The following is a 22874-nucleotide window of genomic DNA, read 5'->3' as shown; positions in this document are numbered from 1 at the left end:
GTTTTGGCGTTAGGCTGCTTTTGCCAAAATGCTGGCTTCGTGCTCCAACAACCACTTCTTGCGCTCCAGCCCACCGGCATAGCCGGTCAGGGTGCCGTTTGAGCCAATCACCCGATGACACGGCACAATGATCGACACCGGATTCAACGCATTGGCGCGCGCAACTGCCCGCACGGCCTTTGGGTTGCCCAGCTGATCGGCCAGCCCGGCATAGGATACGCTTGTGGCAAACGGGATCGTGATCAGTGCATCCCACACGGATTTCTGAAAATCTGTACCGATCATATTGATATCGGCCATCGGCAAAGCTGAGCATTCACCATCAAAATACCCCTCCAGCCATCTGATGACGGATGCTGGAACGTTACCGTTTTCAGCCCATTCAAGATTTTTGAAACGGCGGTTCTGAATGGTTTTAAGTCGATCATCATTGCCGTCAAAATCCAGATGCACCAGTTTGCCCTCAACACTTGCAAGGCTCAGCATCCCAATCGGGCTATCATGGCGTACGACATTGATTTTGGTGGTCATGGTTGTTGTCATCATCCTTCTCCTTCAAGGGCAGACCAAAGATATTGCGCCGCATAGGCACGCCATGGCCGCCAGCTTTCCGAAAGTGTTTCGAGTGCCTTGGCTTTATCTGGCCCCCCGCCCATGACAGATGCCTTTAATATCCCAAGGTCGGCGGCCGGGAAGGCATCGGGATCGCCTAAACCCCGCAGGCCAAAATAATTCAGGGTCCATGGTCCGATCCCCTTGATCGCGGTCATTTCCGTGATCAAGGCATCGCCACTTTTCTGATCGCAATCGGGGGCGGCAAACATATCAATCACATCCGACACGGTTTGGGCGCGCCGTCGTGTTAATCCAATGCCAATCAGATCCAAACCCATTAGTGTTTCAGGCTGTGGAAACACGTGAGTGATGCCGGTATCCTCGGTCAAATCATCCGGCAACGCGTCGCCATATCCCTGTACCAATCGCCCGGCCAGCGTTCGGGCCGCAGCCACCGAAACCTGCTGCCCCAAGACAGCACGGATCGCCAATTCAAATTGATCCCAGCATCCGGGCACACGCAGCCCCGGACGTTTATCGATCAACGGGGCAAGCAACGGGTCATTGGCGAATTGTGCGGTGATCGACGGGACATCGGCATCAAGATCAAACAGACGTCGTACCCGGGACCCAATTTCAAGAACCGCCCCACGGGCAGGCCCGCGCAAGATCACCTCTACCCCGCTGTTATCATTTGGGAAACGACAAATCATCAGACCAATCAAATCGCCAATCCGAAAGCCCCGCACATACGTACGATCGCCAACCGATTCCAGACCGGGAATGGCGCGCGCACGGAAAAATGCCAAAAGGTAATTGGCATCAAATGGCTGTCGGGCGCGCAGGCGCAAAACCAAATCATCATCGCGACGCGCACATGGGTCATCTTTTTTCATGCCCGCGAGTGGTGGCGATTTCAGGCCACGACGAAACGCCGTTGGCGCCTGCCCATAGGCCTTTTTCATCGCATCATTAAACCGGCGCAAACTGCCAAACCCGGCAATGTCAGCGATATCTGTCATGGAAAGGTTGCTATCGACAATCAACTGACGGGCGCGGAGCAATCGGCGCGCCTTGGCGTGATCTTGCGGGGTAACGCCGGTATGTTCTTTGAAAATCCGGCGCAGATGCCGGTCCCCTACCCCCAACCGATCTGCCAAATCGGCAATAGAACCGGTTTCCAGCATGCCCTGATCAATCAGACGCACCGCGCGCGCGACCGTGGCATGCACACCGGCACTGGCGGGGCTGCCGGGAGCGGCTTCGGGGCGGCACCGCAAACACGGACGGAACCCATGGGCGATTGCTGATTCTGCACTGGGATAAAATTCGACATTCACCCGTTTGGGCGTCACGGCTGGGCAAATCGGACGACAGAAAATCCCGGTGGTCAGAACGGCGGTATAAAACCGCCCATCAAACCGACGGTCCCGGGTTTTGAGTGCTTGATAGCATATGTCATTATTGAGCTGTTCCATGCCGCACAGTGTAGCAGAATGCGACAATAAAACTCGCCAGTTTCGGACTCAAACGTCAAACCGCTAACCTGCTTTAGTTCAGCGGAATGTCGTTGTCCGATTTTGTATCCTGATACTGTGTGGAAAGCTGATCATACTGATCGGAAATGGCCTGCGCACGCGCGATATATGCGTCCTGCTGGTCTTTGGGCAATTCGGCGATCATGCCCATCATCGAATGACTGTCCCAGAACGCGTTTGATTTATTGTATTCACCGTCTTTCAGGGTGAAGACTTCCTGCATGATTTTCAGATCATGGGGAATGGCGAACGCATCGCGGGAATCCTCATACGAAAAGAAATAATAGAAATTATCAAATCCGGCCCAAGTGATCGCCGACAGACACATCGAACAAGGTTCGTGGGTCGATAGGAAGATAAGGTCTGAGGTTACCGGTCGCCGATCGGCCGGCATTTCATAGAACCGCTTCAAACAATGGACTTCGCCATGCCACAGCGGGTTTTCCATTTCATTATTGGTTTCGGCAATCACCAGCGCATGGTCGGATTTACGCAAAATAGCGGCGCCAAAGACCTTATTCCCCGCCGCAACGCCTGATCGTGTTTTAGGTAAAACATCGTTTTCCAGAACGGAAAACAGGGTATCAAGCAGTTCCGTTTGCAACGTTCCGTGTGACATGTTGGCGGCCCCTGATGGCATGGATTAAAATTTGATCCATTTCACCGCGTGTGGGCCGCCATGCCAACTTCTTTCTTGCGAACATTCTCGTGAAACAGCCTGTTGCCCGATTTTATAATCACACGGTAAGCCTGTCAGGAACCGCGCAATATGCCGTCGTTATCAGGAGTTTGGCGGTTTTCAGGCGCAACCGGAATATAGAAATCACGGTTCAACAATGTGGTAACGGCAATAAGGGTTGGCGATTTGGTATCGCGGACTTTTGTGATCTGGGCATGATCAACGGGCTTCATTTCACGGATTTTAACCACCACGAAGACCGGACCGTTGGGAGTAGCAAGTTTGAACTGGTCGCCGACTGCGACCGGGCCAAGGGACTGTTGGGCCATTTTGGACTTCACCTGAATGATAGACGTTTGCTCAGAGCTGTTCCTGCCAGGAACCAGTCATGATCTGGTCATTTGTTATTGCTTGGCAGGTGTCGCTTAGCCACACCGTGGCAGGCATATCCGGCAATTGTGTGACAGAAATGGAATTTTTACGGGCAAAGCGCAGAATTATGCAGGTTAGCGCCCGGTAAACACGCCAAGCCTTTGAAATAGAACACCCCGCCAAAACCGGCGGGGTGTTCTCATTTCGATCACTTTGGTGCGATCAATCGATATCTTCGATTTCGCCTGCTGATCCGGTGACTTTTGCCGCCAGGGCAGCCGCCATAAAGGCATCAAGATCACCGTTCAAAACACCCTGAGTATCGGATGTTTCGGTTCCTGTGCGCAGGTCCTTGATCATCTGATAAGGCTGCAAGACGTAGGACCGGATTTGATGGCCCCAACCGATATCGGTTTTGTTGTCTTCGACAGCCTGTGCTTCGGCTTCGCGTTTTTTAAGTTCCGCCTCATACAGACGGGCTTTAAGCATCTTCATCGCCGTATCGCGGTTTTTATGCTGCGATCGGTCGTTCTGGCACTGGGCAACAATCCCGGTCGGAATATGGGTCATGCGCACCGCAGAATCGGTACGGTTAACGTGCTGACCACCCGCCCCGGATGCCCGGTAAGTATCAACGCGAAGATCCTTATCAAGGATCTCGATATTGATATCGTCATCAATCACCGGATAGACCCAAACGGACGAGAAGCTGGTATGGCGACGCGCCGAACTGTCATAGGGCGAAATCCGCACCAGACGATGCACCCCAACTTCATTCTTCAGCCAGCCATAAGCATTGTGACCGGAAACCTTATAGGTCACCGACTTGATACCGGCTTCCTCGCCATCACTTTCCTCAAGCATCTCAAGCTTGTATTTCTTGGACTCTGCCCAACGATAATACATGCGCGCCATCATGCTTGCCCAATCCTGTGCCTCAGTACCACCGGCACCGGCATGGATTTCAAGATAAGCATCATTGCTGTCGGCTTCACCTGAAAGCAGACTTTCAAGTTCACGCTGTGCGGCAATCTTGTGGATAGACCGCAGGCCGTCTTCGGCCTCCGCAACAGTATCGTCGTCGCCCTCGGCTTCGCCAAGTTCGATCAGTTCGACATTGTCATCAAGCTCTTGCGCGAGCTTTTTATAGCCGTTAATCGCATCGTCAAGTTGGGTACGTTCGCGCATGATTTTCTGCGCATTGGCCGCATCGTCCCAAAGGGTTGGGTCTTCGGCCAGTGCATTCAGTTCGTCCAGGCGCCTAAGTGCGTTATCCCAGTCAAAGATGCCTCCTCAGCAGTGCCATCGACTGCTTGATTTCATCGACCAATGCCTGTGCTTCAGCGCGCATTGATGTCTCCGTTATTCATATGAAATTCTGTTCGGCCATACATGACATATGGCTATGTAGGCGGCGGTTATAACAGTTTTTGTCTCAGTTGAAACCCCTGCAACCATGCAAAAACCCGGCACAGTGAATGTGCCGGGTTTCATCAACAGGACAAGGCCCGAAAACTAAGCGTCAGCTATAAACCGGATCGAGTGTCACGGTGTAAAGCTCTTCGTCGGCAACATCGCGCAACGACACCCGGAACTGTTCAGTGTCGGCATCAATGTCGACGAGACCAAAGAACTGCATTCCAAATGATGGCGGCAGGTTGATGCCTTGTTCTTTGCTGGGGTGCTTGGTGAATTTCACCTGTGGGCCGAATGTATTGTCCATGTCCTGGGGGCCGAATGTCCCGGCATGGAGCGGACCTGAAACAAATTCCCAGAACGGTTCGAAATCCTGGAACTGGGCTTTGTTCGGATCATAATAATGGGCTGCGGTGTAATGCACGTCAGCTGTCAGCCAGACCGTGTTATTGATTTTGGCCGATTTGATAAACCGCAGAAGTTCGACGATTTCCAACTCACGTCCCTTTGGTGCACCATCCCCATTTGCCAAATTTTCGAATGTGCTTTTGGTCTTCCAGTCGTCATACACAATCATGCCAATCGGCATATCTGCTGCGATGACCTTCCAAGTTGCCTTTGAATTTAGCAGGCTGCGTTTAAGCCATTCAATCTGTGTGCGGCCAAGGAAATCCGTATCATTGGTTGGAACCGGGCTATCATTAGCATCGTTCGGCCCGCGATAGGTCCGCATATCAAGGAAGAAAATTTCAAGAGACGGTCCATAGGACACCTTGCGATAAACACGGCCAGGTTCGGTATCAAACTCGGTAATCGGCAGCATTTCCCGGAAGGCCCGATTGGCCCGCGATGCCAAAAGCGAAACCGACTTTTCGCTATAACGGTCATCACCGGTCAATATTTCACCCGGATACCAGTTATTGAGAACTTCGTGATCATCCCATTGATAATAAACCGGCATCATACGGTTGAATTCCAGAACGTTCTTATCAAGCATGTTGTATTTGTAGTTACCCCGAAACTCGTCAATCGTTTCTGCAACCTTGCCGGTGTGTTCGGTGGTGACATTTTTCCAAACGTCACCATCTGGCATTTTCGCCTGTTTTTCGAACGGCCCATCAGCATAAATCGTATCACCCGAATGGATAAAGAAATCGGGATTGTGCTTGGTTACGGTGGCATATGTTTTCATACCGCCGCGGTCCTCATCAATGCCCCAGCCCTGCCCGGCGGTATCTCCAGACCAGCCGAACCGGATATTGCGTTTGGCTGCCGGGGCAGTTCTGAAATGACCGATAAGCGGTTCGGATGACGCGCGGCCATCGTCAAGGTTTTCAAAATGAATCTTGTAAAAGATGTCCTGTCCGGCAGGTAAATCCTGCAATGTCAATTTGCCCGCGAAATCACGCTGGGGCACGACATTCATATGCGGAATACGCACCGAGTTCTTGAACCCTTCGGTCGTTGCAATTTCGGTCACCATCTTTGATGCACGGTCAGCACGCCCCCAGATGCAGGCCGTGTTCGCGGTAACATCACCACTTTGTACGCCATGGGTAATCACAGGGCGATTCGCAGCACGCGAAATCGACGGCATGAAAAAACCACCCATCGTCGATGCGGCACCAGCTGTTGCCGTGGTGGTGAGGAACTTGCGGCGGGAAAGACGAAAAGTCATTTTTAAACCTCTTCAAGGCGTGAACTGAAATCTTGAAGATCATGACAAAACTGCGTGACATGCCAGTGTCACACGGTTGATGATTTTATCAATGTTTGATGACGGTTGACGGGGGATTTTCGGCCCAAACGAACGTAAATTCTTTCAGACGAACACTCGCAAACACAGAAAAAGCCGGATGCTGCTCACATCCGGCTTTGTTCATATATTGAGTGTCATAAACATCAAATTTACGATTATCGCATTTCTGCGTGATCAGTAAATTCCGCCTGGTCCCGAAACGGCACCACTGCCGCCGTCTGATCCGCTGTTTCCGTCATAACCGCCATCAATGACATTATCATTTGAGGCCGGAATGGTGCCGGGCTTGAAGGCTTCCCAGATCACATCCTGGGCCCCCGGACCGGCAGGAAGCCCGGTACGGGAATCCACCCGGACCATACGGATACCCGGCGGTGTTCGAAATGGAATGGCTTTGGTGCCTTCGAGTGCGCCGCGCATGAACTCTTTCCAGATCGGCGCTGCGGCACTTGCACCTTGTTCGCGATCACCAAGGGATCGGTTATCGTCAAAGCCGACATACACCCCAACCGCAAGGTCAGGCGCAAAACCGACAAACCATGCATCGCGGGAATCATTGGTTGTTCCGGTTTTACCGGCCAAAGGGTACCCGAGTTCAGCAATCGTCCGGCCTGTACCGCTTTGAATCACGCCTTCCATGATGTGGACCATCTGGAACGCACTGGCCGGGTCGGTCAGCTGTTCACGGGTATCTGGCAAATCTGGCGGCATTTGATTGCGGAACGCAACATCCTGGCACTGCGCACAGTCACGTTCATCACGGCGATAAATCACACTGCCGCGACGGTCCTGAATACGATCAATCAGGGTCGGGGTGATTTTTTTGCCCCCATTGACCAGTTCGGCATAGGCCGCGGTCAAACGCATCACTGTCGTTTCCGCCGCACCAAGCGCCATGGAAAGAACTTCTGGCAGTTTATCGACAATCCCGAAACGTTCGGCGTAATCGGCAACCACCGGCATGCCAATGGTCTGAGCCAAACGAACGGTCATCAGGTTTCGCGATTTTTCAATCCCAAGGCGCATGGTCGAGGGACCATAGAACTTGCCGCTGTAGTTGCCCGGCTTCCACTTTCCAAGCCCCGGCCCTTGATCAATCACGAACGGTGCATCAAGAACCAGTGTAGACGGGGTAAAGCCCTGATCAAGGGCCGCCAGATAAACGAACGGCTTAAACGCCGAACCCGGCTGACGACGCGCCTGTGTTGCGCGGTTAAATTTTGACAGGTCGTGCGAAAAGCCACCCGACATTGCCAAGACACGTCCGGTGTGCGGATCCATCGCCACAAGCGCCCCATTCACATTGGGAATCTGACGCAGACCATACGTGTTGGGGGGCAGCTGTTCGCCATCCAGTTCGGCAAAATGCTTCACATAGATCACATCGCCAGCATTGATCACGTCGGACGGTTTATTTACCACCGGTCCCAATGTTTGACCTTTTTGCCACGGACGCGCCCATGTCAGGAATCGCTTCGGAATACGGCCCTGCTCACCGGTCATAAGGCCAAGAATTGCCTCATCAGCATCCGTCGACAAGACAACAGCCCGGTCCCACGGGATATCGGCAGGGACTTCAACTTCACGCAGTTTTTGTTGCCAGTCATCGGCAAGCTCAATTGTCGTGATCGGACCGCGCCAGCCATGGCGGCGGTCATAATCCACCAATCCTTCAAGCAGGGCTTTGTCGGCAATCGTCTGCATGCGCGGATCAACGGTTGATCGAACCGAAAGTCCGCCGTCATAAAGCATCCCCTCACCGTAGCGATCCACCAGTTGGCGGCGTACTTCCTCGGCAAAGAAATCAGCCTGATAGGTATCGACCGACTCACGTGTTTTGCCAATCAGCGGGGCCGCCCATGCAGCCTGTGCTTCGGCTTCGGTGATGTATTTTTCTTCAAGCATCCGGCCAATGACCCAATTACGACGCGCTTTGGCTTCGTCGTGGTTGCGGACCGGATGATAATTTGAGGGGGCCTTTGGCAGTGCCGCCAGATAGGCAGCTTCTTCGACGTTCACCTCATCAAGCGATTTATCGAAATAGCGAAGGGCCGCTGCGGCAACGCCGTAACTGCCACTGCCAAGGTAAATCTCGTTGAGATACAGCTCAAGAATATGCTGCTTGGAAAAGGCGCGTTCGATACGGAATGACAGGATGGCTTCCTTGATTTTCCGTTCGTAGGAAACTTCGTTGGTCAAAAGGAAGTTTTTTGCGACCTGCTGGGTGATTGTCGACGCCCCAACCGGACGACGCCCGGTGCCAAGGTTGACGACATTGGTCACAGCAGCGCGCAGTACCGATGCAAAATCAATTCCCGGATGCGACCAGAAATTCTTATCTTCGGCGGCAACAAAGGCGTCCGTGACTTTGTGCGGAATGGCGGTGATTGGCACAAACACGCGTTTTTCGCGGGCATATTCCGCAATCAAGGCACCATCTGCCGCATGGACACGCGTCATGACCTGGGGCTCATAGTCTTCAAGCTGTGTGTAGTCAGGCAAATCCTGACCAAAATGCCAAAAGATCGCCATAACACCGGCGCCACCCGCGACAGCCATCAAAAACAGAAAGCCGAAGATAATCATTAATATTCGCATTTATGCAGGTCTTTTTCGTTTTGTTGGCCGGATCGGAAAGATCGCGCATCATCATGCACAATCCCCCCAAATGCAATCATCCCAAAGGAACACGCCGCTGTTGAGGCATATCCCCCTCACTTAAGATGACTATAGCGGTTTAAAAGTGACGAGGTTGTGACAGCTCGCACTGTCATTGTTTTTTCCATCGACATTGCTTTTTCAACCGGCCCGATCCCATCATTACGATATTGGGCTTTTGCGTGTGTGAAAAAGCCCCGTCCAGGCATAATTTCGAATTTTCACACGGACCGGAAAGGCCGCTGTCTTAGAATTTGTGGGTATCGAAATAAATATCGATGGCCCGCATGACAGCCTCGGCAACTTTTTTACGGTGGGCGGGACTTTGCAGAAGCTTGGCATCCTGCGCGTTTGAAAGATACCCCATCTCAAACAGTGCCGAGGGAATATCAGGTGCCTTAAGCACCGCAAACCCGGCAAAACGGTGCGTTCTGCGCTGCAATTCGATGCTTTTCGCCAATTGGCTGACCATATTGGCCGCAAGGGTTGCCGACAGGTTCATGGTTTCGCGCTGGGCAAGATCAATCAGGATACTTTGTACCAACGTATTTTCGTCTGACAAATCAAGACCGGCAATCACGTCGGCCTTGTTTTCCTTGGATGCCAGTGCGGCGGCTTCTTTATCCGACGCGTTTTCAGACAAGGTATAAACAGACGCGCCGCGGTGTTTCGGATTGGCGATAGAATCGGCATGCAACGAGATGAAAAGGTCTGCACCGTTTTTACGCGCAATTTCGACACGCTGACGCAATTTAAGGAAAACGTCCTTATCGCGGGTCAAAAGAACGCGATACCGGCCCGATGCGGTCAGGGTATCGGCCAATTGCCGGGCCGCCGCAAGGGTCAGGTTTTTCTCGTAAACACCATCAACCCCGATGGCACCGGGATCAACACCGCCATGACCGGCATCGATTGCAATCAACGGCTTATTATCCCCCGGACGTCCCGATTTGACAGCCACATCAGCACTTTGTTCGGTTGCACTGGTGTCATTCCGGCTGCGTGCGGAATAGGCGACCATGCTTTCACGCGACGCCTCCATAAAGGCTTCGCGCTTGGCCGGGGTTAAATCGACGACAAGCCGGTTCGGTTTATCCGCCGATGCCGGAAGCGAGAAAATCTTTGATACCAGCGATGGCTCGGCAACATCCAAAACAACCCGGAACGTACCGGGCTTAAACAAGCCATAGCGCAAGCCGGAAATCAGTCCACCGCCCGACGTTACATTACCCGGAGGCGCGCTCCAGTCGATTTCGGGCATATCGATAATGATGCGATACGGATCGGGCAGAAGGAAATATGTGAAATCAACATTCCGATCCAGATCAATAACAAAACGGGTGTAATCCGGATACACGCCAAGGCGCGCACCAAGGACTTTGGCACTGTCGGCCAGTGCTGTTCCCATGGCAAAGTTAAGGGAAAACAGGAACAAAAACAGCAACGTAACCGCCTGCCCGGTTTTGCGAGCAGCGTTACCGACACGACCGGACCATTTTCCATTTTGTGCATTGCAATGCACGTTTGCCGCTGGTGATGCCATTTACCCTGCTGTGCCCATTTTCACGATTGGAGCCATTGATAAGCGCTTATAGCAACGCGTTGGTTAACGGGCAATTGACCAAAGGCTGACTTTAGGGTCTGAACCCAATTGAATGCTTGAAATGGGTTCAGACCCTAATCACAAGGATGATCACCCTTTCGAGAACAAAGGCATTTTAATGCCCCGGTTAAAAACATTGCGTTTTCATAGATTTGCCCGACATTGGCCGTGCGCGGCGAAATAGAGCGGAAAACTTCCTGATTTTTGAACAAGAGACCAAAAACACGACAAAAGATGTAACAAAACTGTTTGTCGCAGACGCATAAACCAGATATGTTGCAAACGAGATTCCTAATGCTTTGTGGTAAGACACTAAAAATCCACCAAGTTGAGGACGCGACTAGAGCAGTTCTTACGGTCGGTGTCTCGGTGACGCGGCAATTCCCGCTCCCGATAGAGCCCTCCTAAAAAAGGCTGTCTTGGCGCGCTCGAAAATACGCAACCAAGTTTTTTTTTCAACACCAAGACCAGGTCCAAACCGGAAGAGCAGCCGACACGCGATGAACCAGAGACATACAGGACATATCGCGGACTCAATGTACGGCGCCTCCGGTCACGCCGGTTTGTTTGCATATCAGCACAACTACGCTTTAGGCATTGAACTGGCGGGGCCTCCAGGAACAGGTTCCGAATGGTTAAACGCATGCTCATCGATGCAACGCACGCGGAAGAAAGCCGCGTCGTTGTTATTAACGGAAATCGCTTAGAAGAATACGACGTCGAAACTTCGACGAAGAAACAAATCAAGGGAAACATCTATCTCGCGAAAGTGACGCGAGTAGAACCGTCATTGCAGGCGGCATTTGTCGACTATGGCGGAAACCGCCATGGTTTCCTTGCTTTTAGCGAAATCCATTCCGATTATTATCAAATCCCGGTTGCTGACCGCGAAGCCTTGACGCAAAGCCATACGCGCAACGTCAAGGATGCTGAAATTGTCGAAGACAATGTCAGCGACGGTGAAGACAGCCCGAAAAAAGAAAAGAAACCGACGCGTTCGCGTTCGCGCCGCAAACCGCGTGCGAAGGACAAGGACGAGACGGTTGAAGCCGCAGATGGGGATGCTTCGCCAGTCGAAGCAACCGCAACTGCGGACGCAACAACATCCCCTGACAGCAAAAACGATGCGACCACGGGCTCGGACGAAGAAGACGCCAAACCGCGTCGTCGCCGGACGCGCAACCGTCGCAAGAAATCCGATGAAGTAGATGCTTCAACGGCCGATGCAGATGCAAAAGACGCCTCACCTTCTGAGGATAACACGTCAGATGCAAACACCGGTTCTGATGGTGATGACACTCCGACAGGTGGCAATGCCGCGATGTCAGCAGAAGTCGCTGAACTGACTGTCGACATTGATGCCGATGGCAGTGATGGCGACACGGTTTCTGAAATCAACGCGAAATCAGACGAAGAAGACATCGAAGACCTTGGCGGTGACGATGCCGACGAATTTGTCGAATCGCACAGCCGTCAGCTTCAGAAACGTTACAAGATTCAAGAAGTTATCAAACGCCGCCAGATCCTTCTGGTACAGGTTGTTAAGGAAGAACGCGGCAACAAGGGTGCTGCACTTTCGACCTTCCTGTCGCTTGCAGGTCGCTATTGCGTTCTTATGCCCAACACCCCGCGTGGTGGTGGCATTTCACGCAAGATCACCAATGCGCAAGATCGCAAGCGTCTGAAATCCATTCTTGCCGAGCTGGAAATTCCGGACGGCATGGCTGTAATCGTTCGTACCGCGGGTGCGGAACGGACCAAAGCCGAGATCAAACGCGATTTTGATTATCTGATGCGTCTGTGGGATCGTATCCGCGAAACCACCCTTCAAAGTCAGGCACCTTGCCTAATTTACGAAGAAGCCGATCTGATCAAACGCTCCATCCGTGACCTTTATGCACGTGATGTTGATGAAGTTCTGGTTGAAGGTGACGAAGGTTACCGGATCGCTAAAGACTTCATGAAAATGTTGATGCCGTCACATGCCAAGCGTGTGCAGCCTTATAAAGATCAGGGCGTTCCGCTGTTCCACCGTTTCCAGGTAGAAAGCCAGCTTGATGCGATGCTAAACCCGGTCGTTCAGCTTAAATCGGGTGGTTATATCGTTATCAACCCGACCGAGGCCTTGGTCGCGATTGACGTTAACTCCGGCCGCTCGACCCGTGAACGCAACATTGAAGAAACTGCTTACAAGACCAACCTTGAAGCTGCAGAAGAACTGGCACGCCAGCTGCGTCTGCGCGATCTGGCCGGTTTGATCGTTGTCGATTTCATCGACATGGAAGATCACCGCAATCAGGGTGCGGTTGAACGCAAGATCAAAGAAGCCATGCGCAATGACCGTGCACGTCTTCAGATCGGTCGTATCAGCCCGTTTGGTCTGCTTGAAATGTCGCGTCAGCGTCTGCGTCCTTCGCTGGTTGAAAGTGCATTTGAAGTTTGCACCCATTGCCGTGGTGTCGGCCTTGTCCGTTCAATCGAAAGTGCGGCCCTTCATTTGCTGCGCGTGCTCGAAGAAGAAGGCATGCGTCGCCGGTCCGGCTCCCTGACCGTTCATGTTGCAAGTGAAGTCGCCCTTTATATCCTTAACCGCAAACGCGAAACGCTCGCCGAGATCGAACAGCGTTACGGTTTCACGGTGATGATCTTTGGCGATGACAGCCTGATTTCTCCGGATCACCGGATCGAACGTTCGCGCGCGAAAAAAGGCGATGAGCTCGAAGACGTTCCTGCCGTCCTCAATACCGACAGTGTTTCACTCACCGCGATTGAAAACCCGGTCGATACTGACGATGACGACGAGGAAGAAGAAGAAGCTCCGTCGGCCAAAAACACCGCGCAGGATGACGAAGAACAGGGCGGAAAACGTCGCCGTCGCCGTCGTCGCCGTCGTGGTCGCAACGATGACCGTGATGATCGCAATGATCAGCAGCAGGAAGCGTCAGACGCCGAAGCAGGCAATGATGACAATGCCGATCAGAACAGCGACAACGAAGATGACGACGACGAAGAAAGCCAGCGCAAACGTCGCCGTCGCGGCAAACGTGGTGGTCGTCGCCGTTCGCGTCGTCAGGACTTTGAAGCCAAAAGCACACGGTCGCCAAATGATGATCCGGCCCTGACAGCAGCACGCCGTAACCGTGATCACGAAGCACCGGACGGTGCCGAAGCAAGCACCGTGATTGACGCCGAAAGCGAAGGTCAGGATGCTGACAGCTTTGATCAGGAAGGTGTTCGCGAAGGACGTTCACGCAGTACAACTGCACCGGCCCCTGCGCGCCCGCGTCGTGATCGCAATGACAACCGTCGTAACCGCCGTGATCGCAATGATCGTCCTCGTGGCAAAGACGGCAACAACGACGGCGGCAATGATCGCGGTGATGTGAAAAACATCCCGATCCAGAGCGGCCCGGCCCCTGAAGCAGATGCAAACAGCAAACCTGACGCCACCGCAGCAGCCCCTGCTGCTGCACCGGCGGAAGTAGCTGCACCTAAGGCAGCCACACCGGCACCAAAGCCAGAAGAAAAGGTCGCACCGAAAGCCGAGAAACCGGCAGAAAAGGCACCTGAACCTAAGGCCGAGGCAAAACCGGAACCGGTTGCTGCTGAAAAACCGACACCGGCATCAGAACCAGCTCCGGCTGCTGAACCGGCAAAAGATAAAAAATCCGAGCCGAAGAAACGCGGTTGGTGGAGCCTTGGTCGCTAAGACTTTTGCTCCGAACATAAAAAAATGGGCTGCCTTCAGGCAGCCCATTTTTGTTTCAGGTTCGTAAATCGAGATCGGTTTAACGTTTCCAGCTCTGCAATGCCTTGACCGCCCCGATCATGGTTGCTTCGCTGTGCGCGAAGGAAAACCGCACATAGCCCTTGCCGCGCATGCGATCAAAATCAGTACCCGGCGTGGTGGCAACGCCGGTTTCATTAAGCATCCGTTTGCAGAATGCTTCGCTGTCGTTAGTCAGTTCTCGCACATCGGCATAGAGATAAAATGCACCGTCCGCCGGGGCGAATTTGGTGAACCCGGCCTTCGGCAGACCATCAAGCAGGATTTCACGGTTGCGCGCATAGGCCGCGATATTGGCCTGAAGTTCGTCTTCGCAATCAAAAGCGGCAACGGCAGCAATCTGCGACAATGCAGGCGCTGAAATAAACAGGTTCTGCTGCAAGCATTCCACCGCGCGCATCAAATCAGGCGGGATAACTGCCCAACCCAAGCGCCAACCGGTCATCGAGAAATATTTGGAAAAACTGTTGATGATGATCGCATCATCGCCGAACTCAAGTGCAGTGCAATCCTTGACGTCACCAAAGGAAATCCCCTGATAGATCTCGTCACTGATCAGGCGAATGCCATTTTCCCGGCAATAGGTTGCCAGTTCCCGGTATGTTTCAACATCAATCATACTGCCCGCGGGGTTTGACGGGCTGGCAACGATCAAACCGTCAATCGGGTCCTCAAGGTCGCGCAACATTGAAACCGTCGGCTGATAATGGGTTTCTGGTCCGGCAGGAAGATTGACCGTCTCAATCCCAAGCGCACTTAGAATGTTGTGATAGGCCGGATACCCCGGTGCGGCCATCGCCACTCGATCACCCGCATCAAAGGCCGCTAGAAACGCCAACACAAAGATCGAGGACGAACCACTGGCAACACAGACCCGTGTCGGATCAACCGATACATCAAACTTGGATTTGTAATGCCCCGCAATGGCTTCGCGTAGGGGATCAATGCCCATGGCATTGGTATAGCCAATCAAATCGGCTTCAAGCGCCTTGGCCGCGGCTTCGCGCACTTTGCGAGGTGCAGGCGTCCCCGGCTGACCGACTTCAAGATGAAAGACAGCCTTACCGTCATTTTCGCGCGCATTGGCCGCGCGCATCACGTCCATAACGATAAAGGGTGAAATTGCACCGCGAAGCGACTGTTTCAATGCCATGAGTGGGGTCCTGCATTATCGTGAAAAGCAACAGGGCAAGACCGACGCCCTGCCCTGTGATCTCAAACCTGTATGTATCGGTTTATCGGGTTCCGGCCATGCCGCCGCCTGCCGGATCGGCAATGAAGCGGCAACTTTCCGGATGAGGTGGCGTTCCTTCAAGGCAGCGAATGACATTGACCGACGCTTTCCCGTCTGTACTCATCGCAATCCCTGACGCAGCCCCTGAACCAATCAAATCTTCGGCCATGGTTGCAATCTGTTTGGTCGCACCTGCCGGTGTGCCGGTGCCTGCAATACCGTAGTAATATTCCCAAACATACGGGTTCACCATCAAAGCTGGCCCGATCAAGGGGGTCGCAGCATGGGCAACATCCCCGGCGGCAAGGCCAAGGCCGAAGGCCTCAGCCCCCAGTCCGGCACCAAACGGTTTGTTCATCGTGGTGACACAGGCGACCGCATTGGCCGCACGGTCCACAACAACAAAGCCACTGCGCCCTGACGCGGCCTGTGCGCTATTGTCACCTGCGGTAATATCGGCAAGGTAACGGTTTAAGATGTCCCCAAGTTCTTCGCCCTGACTGATCACCGACGGACCACTATCGGATCGCGGCGGATAGGCAAGATAAAGGGTTTCATTGCCAACCTTGACCTCGGTCGCGGTTTTCCATTCCGGGCGGTAATTGCGCAGATCATCCGCCGTCAGCGTCCCACCGGCTTCCTGAACAGCATCGGCAACACGCGCACCAAGGGCACTGTTATAAAACTCGCCCGGCCCCTGAACCCGCAAGGATGTCAGAAGGGCTGCAAGGTTAACCGACCGAATGCGGTCGCCGACCTGCACCACCTTGCCATTGGGCATAAAGCTGTTGCGCAGCATCGGGCTTGCGTAAACTTGGTCCTGGTTGGCTTCAATATCATTAACCAACGAACGCGACACCGGCACGCCAAGACGGGCATATTGTTCCGCAGAACTAAGCAACGAGCGCCATTCAAGACGACCATAACGCGCACTTAGGGCATAAAGCCCGCGCGGCACAGCTGGAATGGTCGTTGCAATCTGATCAGATGACGTCCGGGTGCCCGGGCGCGGCCAAAAATCAAGAACTTCGACTTTTTTCGATACGCGATCATGGACAACACACACACCGCCACCACCGATCCCCGCAACCGACGGCTTGGTGACTGTCATGGTCGCATAAAGAGCGACAGCAGCATCCGCAGCCGTTCCGCCGGCAGAAAGAACATCGCGTGCATTGCGTACAGCGCGCGGTTCATCAGCAACCACGCCCCCGAGATAACCGCTTACTGCCCCTATTTGACCAATATTTTCAGGTTCATTAGAACTGCAAGCCGCCATACCAGCAGTCATTGCGATTGCGACCGCGATCCGCCATGATGGCTTGCGCGTCGGACGCGACCCGACATCAGATGAACGAAAATATGGAACGCACATTTTGCTCAGACGCATTGTAACTCTCACTGCCATTTTCCTTGTTGCCCTGCCTAGCATGGTTTTCGCACAGGGTCGTTCTTTTATCCGCGATACCGAGATCGAGGAAACCTTACGTATGTATGCCACGCCGATTTTTCAGGCGGCGGGGCTCGATGCGAATGGTGTGTCTGTTTACATCGTTTCCGACAACAGCCTGAACGCATTTGTTGCAGGCGGCCAAAAGCTTTTTATCAATACTGGGCTGTTGTTAAAAGCAGATACTCCAGAACAGGTTATGGGCGTCATGGCCCACGAAACTGGGCACATTGCCGGTGGGCACCTTTCGCGCATTCATGATCAGCTGCGTAATGCGTCTGCAATCTCCATTCTTTCGACCTTGGCTGGTGTCGCAGCCGGTGTTGCAGCCGGGCGTTCCGATGTTGGTACCGCGGCAATTCTGGGCGGTCAAAATGTTGCTCAACGTAACTTTCTGGCCTATTCGCGGACACAGGAAAGCAGCGCAGATCAGGCGGGGGTTAAATTCCTGACAGATGTTGGCATTTCATCGCGCGGAATGCTGGACTTCATGAAAAAGCTTGAAGGTCAGGAACTTCTCAGCACCGCCAGTCAGGACCCGTATCTGCGCAGTCACCCTTTGACCACAGAACGTGTTGATTTTTTGGCAAACTTTGTGGCCAACTCCGACCTTAAGGACAAAAAAGTCAGCCCGGAGCTGTATGAACGCCATGCCCGCATGCGCGCCAAACTTTATGCCTTTACCAATCACATCCAGAATACGTTACGTACCTATCCCGAAACCGATACCAGCATCGCAGCACGCTATGCGCGCGCCATTGCCTATTATCGCGATTCGCAGCTTGATCCCGCCCTTGAAATCATCAAAGGTCTGATCGCTGATGAACCTGAAAACCCCTACTTCGAAGAACTTGAAGGTCAGGTTCTGCTTGAATTCGGACGCGCTGCAGATGCCGTGCCGCCCTTGCAAAAATCAGTAGATCTTTCTGGTGGCGCGCCGCTTATTCGTTTGCTTTTGGCCCATGCGATGATTGAAACCGGCGACCCGGCAATGCTCGAACCGGCAAAAGCCAATCTGATCGGGGTTCTGTCACGTGAACGTGGCAATTCATCTGCGTGGCGTTTCCGTGCCATCGTCGAAAGCCGCCTTGGCAATGAAGGCGAAGCATCGCTTTCACAGGCTGAATACAGCCTTCTTTCCGGCGACCGGCAGGCCGCGAGCTATCACGCGGTTCAGGCAGAACGGAAATTGGAAAAAGGGACTGCTACTTGGTTGCGGTCGCAGGATATTCTTCAGGCCACCGATCCAGACGGGCAAGACAAAAAGAACGCAGAGAAAGACGCACCGAAGTGACCGGTTGCCTTGGCAACCACCCACAATTTGATGCATGGACGTCAGCACTGATTACAGGTCACCGTCGTTTTTGCCTGTTTGGCCTTCTTGTGGCAGCGGGTTTGCATTTATCTGCGTGCACATTGCCCGGGTCCGGGGTCGATGTCGGCGGCGATTTAAAATTGCTTTATGCGCCTTTTTCGCTCTCGAACCCGCCAAAATACTGGCAATACAATCATCAGACCAATGCTTCTACGACAGGTGCGCCATCCTCGGTGGCCCTTGAATGGCAGGACAAGGACGGCAAAATTGCACTGGCTGCACGCCCGGCGGCAGGCCCGTTTGAGTTGGGGCGTCGCACCAACATTCTTGTGCTCGCATCCCCTTATTTGTCGTTTGACTGGCAACAAAACAGCACCGCACAGGTCGGTGACGTTGAGCTTGTTCTGGGATTTCGCCTGCAAGATCAAGGCGACTGGGCCGAGAATGACCTTGGCACGGGCAAACCACCAACCGATCACACCGTCCGCATCCCGGTTGGGAACAGTCAGGTGACCTATGGCCAATGGCAACGCGAATATTTCGACCTTGCGGGCGTCTATCGCCGGTATTGGCCAGATGCACCGGGTGAGGAGGTTCGGTTGGTCTGGATCGGTATCGCGTCAGGCAAGGATAAGTATGCTGCTGTGACCAGCGTAACATACCTAACGCAGATTTTACTTTCCCGTTAGCCACTCGATCCCGTATCACAGAGCAATGATATTTTCCGTCGGGTAAAATACTGCCCAATGACAATAAGGACGTCCTATGAATTCTCAGATCGTTAAACGCCTTCTTGGTGGTGCTAGTATTGCCGCAGTCATGCTGTTTGCTGTTCCGGCTGCACAGGCAGATGACCAATTCAGCCCGGCGCAGAAAACCGAAATCGACGCGATGATCGAGGAATATCTGATTAAGAATCCGGATGTTCTTTTGCGTGCGATCCAGAATGTTCAGAGCTGGCAGGCTGCTGAACAGTCCCGTCAGCAATCCGAAGCCATCATCCCGGTCTGGGATGCACTGGTCGCGGATGCCTCGGTTCCATCCATTGGCCCCGCCGATGCGCCCGTCACCGTGATTGAGTTTTTTGATTACCATTGCGGCTATTGCAAACGTGCGCTTGATGGCGTGATGGAGATTGTCGAAAATTCTGATGGCAAGGTCCGGACCATTTTCGTCGAACTTCCCATCCTGCGCGAAGAAAGTGCAACGGCAGCACGTGCCGCCTTGGCTGCGGCCAAGCAAGGCAAATACATTGAAGTCCATCAGGCCTTCATGACAAATCGCGGTTTGCTTGACGAAGACCGCATCAATGATCTGGCGGCTGCTGCCGGTGTTGATGTTGATCAGATGCGCGCAGATATGCAATCGCCGGAAATCAATGGCATGCTGGCGCAATATTCCGCCATGGCACAGACTGTCGGGATCAGTGGCACCCCGGCCTTTATCATCAATGGCACCATGGTCTCGGGTGCGGATATGGAACGGGTCGACGCGCTGGTACAGGCGGGTCTTGAAAAGGCATCTTGATCGCGGATCAGACGCTGACTGACTACATTTGCAGTCAAGCCGTTTCGTATACCCAATAAACAACAAAAGGCCGTTTCGTTCATGAAACGGCCTTTTGTTTGCACGGATTACCGTTGAGCAAGCGTAATCAGATGATCCCGGCCAATGGCGATGACGGATCGGCATATTGTTTCTTTGGCATCCGTCCAGCCAGGAACGATTCACGTCCGGCAATGATCGCATGCTTCATCGCACGCGCCATACGAATTGGGTCCTTGGCACCGGCAATGGCGGTATTCATCAAAACCCCGTCACAGCCAAGCTCCATCGCAAAGGCCGCATCCGACGCCGTCCCGACCCCGGCATCAACCAAAACCGGAACACTGGCGTTTTGCTTGATCAGGGCGATGTTCACCGGATTAAGAATGCCCATACCCGACCCGATCAAAGAGCCAAGCGGCATAATCGCACAGCATCCCATGTCTTCGAGCATCTTGGCCTGAATAGGATCGTCGCTGCAATATACCATGACATCGAAGCCATCCTTGACCAGCGCTTCGGCCGCCTTGAGTGTTTCGGGCATGTTCGGATAAAGCGTTGCCTGATCGCCCAAAACCTCAAGCTTCACCAGATTCCACCCGCCTGCTTCGCGCGCGAGACGCAAGGTCCGCACGGCGTCATCGGCGGTAAAGCAGCCTGCAGTATTGGGCAGGTAGGTGTATTTCTTGGGATCAACGTAGTCGACCAGCATCGGCTGGTTCGGGTCGGTCAGATTGACGCGACGCACGGCAACCGTGACAATTTCAGCACCCGATTGCTCAATCGCGACACGGGTTTCATCGAAATCCTTGTATTTCCCGGTGCCAACCAACAAACGCGACGAGAATTTTTTACCCGCGACAACAAACCCGGCGTCATCGGCTGCTGCCAAATCAGCTTCCTGCGAGCCGCCGCCAATGAAATGAACGATTTCGAATTTATCGCCATCAATCAGCGGGGTCTCGCCATAAGCTGTCTTTGGTACGATTTCCAGATTGCGTTCGACAGCAACCTTGGTCGAGGGGATCCCTAACGATTCAAGTAAGGTCAAGACATTGGAAACATTGGCTTCCGGGACGAAAGTCTCACCGTTTAATTCGATATTCATTCTTGTCCAACGCTTTAAAATTCTACGATTGGTGCATTCGGGTATATGTAGTTGAAATAGTCATAGACGTCCATGACCTCATCCCCCCTAATACGATGAATTGTGAAGGTCTTCTCAATATCGAATTTGCTTCGACTCAAAAGGAAAACGTCACGGTCTCGGTAATATACACCTTTGTAAAAATCGTTTTTCCCTACAGTCGTCTTGAGCACGCGATCTGTCAGGCATCCACTTTCGTCACAAGTTCTAAAATCGCTGGGAACCGTCGACTTCATCAGATCACTAAGAGACGCCGTCGCACCGTCTGATCGTAGATATTTCACATTGAAGTCTACATCATGAACCTCAAGGCGTCCCGTCTCTGGGTTGGATGCTTCAATCACAACATGACTATTTTGATTGGGATCCGCTCCTGTATCATTATAAAGATAAACGGTGTCTGCCGAAATACCGTCAGCGGCGAGAAGACTTTTCATTGCCTTTACACGCCATCCACACGCAAGATCAGGTCGTTCAGCATCTGATGCAGATATGGCCGTCTTATAAAGATGTTCCAATACATACGGCAGATCTTCCGCGTGGGCTTTGTACCAGTCACTTTCCATGTCGTGATCGGTATTGCGGAAAACAAAGACACGTGCTGCATCTACATAAGGAACATCCAGCTCTTTGGCTAACGCCTGCACCAGTGGACGTGAGAGCTCTGCAAACTTTTCCGCCTCATCCGCATCGTACCAATCCTTTACGGTCAAAGCTCCATAGGTAACAAACCCAATTGCCACAAACGTGCATGCTGCCAACGTGATTTTTCGCTTTGATGGTAATAAACGCCTCATAACCCTGTCTCACGTTAATAAGTTATATTCACAACAATAATATACTATCTGAAGAAAGGTTGCATTTAGTTCTAGCGTTGCCTGTCAACGTGAAAGTGTTATAAACGCAACACTAAATGTTGGGCATGTGGGAACGAATGACGAAACCCGTCTACATTCTAAATGAGCCGAATTTGAACCTGTCAGGGTACATCCGTAAGGATTCCTTGGGCGCAAGAACACACAATAGATCGGGGAGACTGTCACAATGACAGCACATCCCGTGGTATTTGTGTTGTTGGTCGTTCAGGGATACCTAAAGGCGGTTCGGTTGACCGGAATGAGCACGCCCGACAAGAAGATTCTGGTATTCTTATCGATGCTGGGGCATATACGCACATATCGGTTGCGATCTTTGAGGTCCATCTGTCCAATTTTTAAAAGCGGGATGCCTTCAGACATCATTCTTACGTCTCGAAAGCTGCAAACGGCATGATCTACGGGTTTGGCTCCCAGAGCTATATACACGTTATATCCACGCCCTGGATGCCATGCGCGGATTGATCCACTCACCATCATAAAAGATATCGAAATGAGCAAGTTCAACATCGACAATGACGCCATTCGCCAGCTCGCCGAGCTGCTTGACGACACCAAGCTGACCGAAATTGAAGTTGCCGCTGGTGACAACCGCATTCGCGTTGCCCGTCAGGGCACCATGGTTGCAGCCGCACCGGCAGCAGCCCCGATTGCTGCAAGCGTACCTGCAGCCGCCGCTGCACCGGCCGATGCAGGCGCCCATCCGGGCGCCGTCAAATCACCGATGGTCGGCGTGGTCTACTTTGCACCGGAACCGGGTGCCGCACCTTTCATTTCGGTCGGTTCGTCCGTTACCGAAGGTCAGACTCTTATGCTGATCGAAGCAATGAAAACGTTCAACCCGATCCGTGCGCCGAAATCCGGCAAGGTGTCCCAGATTCTGGCCACCGACGGCCATCCGGTCGAATATGACGAACCGCTGATCATTATTGAATAAGCCG

17 protein-coding genes and 1 pseudogene are annotated in these 22874 nt (G+C 52.9%); 6 read left to right on the top strand and 12 right to left on the bottom strand.

Annotated features, from left to right (window positions below):
- Positions 1–9 precede the first annotated feature (9 nt).
- The 8 genes from AMM48_RS00940 to AMM48_RS00905 form a co-directional block, all read right to left on the bottom strand.
- On the bottom strand, positions 10–543 hold the full coding sequence (locus AMM48_RS00940) for a methylated-DNA--[protein]-cysteine S-methyltransferase (protein WP_244271072.1): 534 nt from the start codon (positions 541–543) through the stop codon (positions 10–12).
- Entirely contained in the window at positions 543–2060 is a 1518-nt protein-coding gene (locus AMM48_RS00935) for a DNA-3-methyladenine glycosylase 2 family protein (protein WP_244271071.1), read from the bottom strand. The genes AMM48_RS00940 and AMM48_RS00935 overlap by 1 nt, the downstream gene beginning before the upstream one ends.
- 46 nt (positions 2061–2106) lie before the next feature.
- On the bottom strand, positions 2107–2712 hold the full coding sequence (locus AMM48_RS00930; protein ID WP_102782560.1) for a nucleoside deaminase: 606 nt from the start codon (positions 2710–2712) through the stop codon (positions 2107–2109).
- 134 nt (positions 2713–2846) lie between these two features.
- The gene (locus AMM48_RS00925) at positions 2847–3101 is read right to left on the bottom strand and encodes a hypothetical protein (RefSeq protein WP_022733494.1); all 255 of its coding nucleotides are present in this window, start codon (positions 3099–3101) and stop codon (positions 2847–2849) included.
- Between the two features lie 265 nt (positions 3102–3366).
- A protein-coding gene (gene prfB / locus AMM48_RS00920; RefSeq protein ID WP_102782559.1) for a peptide chain release factor 2 occupies positions 3367–4495 on the bottom strand; the annotation gives its coding sequence in 2 pieces (ribosomal slippage) (positions 3367–4425 and positions 4427–4495; 1128 coding nt in all).
- 171 nt (positions 4496–4666) lie between these two features.
- A complete protein-coding gene (locus AMM48_RS00915) occupies positions 4667–6238 on the bottom strand; it encodes an alkaline phosphatase D family protein (protein WP_102782558.1) in 1572 nt (523 codons plus the stop codon).
- 255 nt (positions 6239–6493) lie between these two features.
- Complete coding sequence (locus AMM48_RS00910; RefSeq protein WP_244271070.1) at positions 6494–8905, bottom strand: penicillin-binding protein 1A; 2412 nt, start codon at positions 8903–8905, stop codon at positions 6494–6496.
- Positions 8906–9224: 319 nt separating this feature from the next.
- Positions 9225–10520, bottom strand: coding sequence for an N-acetylmuramoyl-L-alanine amidase (locus tag AMM48_RS00905; protein WP_102782557.1), 1296 nt, complete (start codon positions 10518–10520; stop codon positions 9225–9227).
- Between the two features lie 691 nt (positions 10521–11211).
- Between AMM48_RS00905 and AMM48_RS00900 the strand changes: the two genes are divergently transcribed.
- On the top strand, positions 11212–14289 hold the full coding sequence (locus AMM48_RS00900) for an Rne/Rng family ribonuclease (protein WP_102782556.1): 3078 nt from the start codon (positions 11212–11214) through the stop codon (positions 14287–14289).
- A 79-nt stretch (positions 14290–14368) separates the two neighbouring features.
- On the opposite strand, the gene AMM48_RS00895 is transcribed toward AMM48_RS00900, so the two are convergent.
- Both AMM48_RS00895 and AMM48_RS00890 read right to left on the bottom strand, forming a co-directional pair.
- Complete coding sequence (locus tag AMM48_RS00895) at positions 14369–15520, bottom strand: aminotransferase class I/II-fold pyridoxal phosphate-dependent enzyme (protein WP_102782555.1); 1152 nt, start codon at positions 15518–15520, stop codon at positions 14369–14371.
- 82 nt (positions 15521–15602) lie between these two features.
- Positions 15603–16991, bottom strand: coding sequence for a gamma-glutamyltransferase (locus AMM48_RS00890; RefSeq protein ID WP_102782554.1), 1389 nt, complete (start codon positions 16989–16991; stop codon positions 15603–15605).
- Here AMM48_RS00890 and AMM48_RS00885 point away from each other — a divergent pair.
- The 3 genes from AMM48_RS00885 to AMM48_RS00875 all read left to right on the top strand — a co-directional run bounded on the left by AMM48_RS00885 (position 16978) and on the right by AMM48_RS00875 (position 19893).
- The gene (locus tag AMM48_RS00885) at positions 16978–18345 is read left to right on the top strand and encodes a M48 family metalloprotease (protein WP_022733484.1); all 1368 of its coding nucleotides are present in this window, start codon (positions 16978–16980) and stop codon (positions 18343–18345) included. The two genes, AMM48_RS00890 and AMM48_RS00885, sit on opposite strands and share 14 nt — an antisense overlap.
- Positions 18342–19055 (top strand): hypothetical protein, encoded by a 714-nt coding sequence (locus tag AMM48_RS00880; protein ID WP_244271069.1) that lies wholly within the window; start codon positions 18342–18344, stop codon positions 19053–19055. Before AMM48_RS00885 ends, AMM48_RS00880 begins: the two co-directional genes overlap by 4 nt.
- Before the next feature lie 76 nt (positions 19056–19131).
- Entirely contained in the window at positions 19132–19893 is a 762-nt protein-coding gene (locus AMM48_RS00875) for a DsbA family protein (RefSeq protein ID WP_102782553.1), read from the top strand.
- A 127-nt stretch (positions 19894–20020) separates the two neighbouring features.
- On the opposite strand, the gene thiS is transcribed toward AMM48_RS00875, so the two are convergent.
- Positions 20021–21019: a sulfur carrier protein ThiS gene (gene thiS / locus AMM48_RS00870; RefSeq protein ID WP_102782552.1), complete on the bottom strand. Its 999-nt coding sequence runs from the start codon at positions 21017–21019 to the stop codon at positions 20021–20023.
- A 14-nt stretch (positions 21020–21033) separates the two neighbouring features.
- Positions 21034–21855 carry a hypothetical protein gene (locus AMM48_RS00865; protein WP_102782551.1) on the bottom strand — a complete coding sequence of 274 codons (822 nt, stop codon included), beginning with the start codon at positions 21853–21855 and terminating at the stop codon, positions 21034–21036.
- 342 nt (positions 21856–22197) lie between these two features.
- Between AMM48_RS00865 and AMM48_RS22525 the strand changes: the two are divergent.
- Positions 22198–22415 (top strand): annotated as a pseudogene (locus AMM48_RS22525) (type II 3-dehydroquinate dehydratase); the annotation flags it as partial.
- A gap of 11 nt (positions 22416–22426) precedes the next feature.
- Positions 22427–22870, top strand: a complete 444-nt coding sequence (gene accB, locus AMM48_RS00855) for an acetyl-CoA carboxylase biotin carboxyl carrier protein (RefSeq protein WP_022733480.1) — start codon at positions 22427–22429, stop codon at positions 22868–22870.
- Positions 22871–22874 lie beyond the last annotated feature (4 nt).

The sequence above is a fragment of the Thalassospira sp. GB04J01 genome (assembly GCF_000751115.1).
GTDB lineage: Bacteria > Pseudomonadota > Alphaproteobacteria > Rhodospirillales > Thalassospiraceae > Thalassospira > Thalassospira lucentensis.
This window is presented reverse-complemented; position numbering and strand designations above follow the sequence as displayed.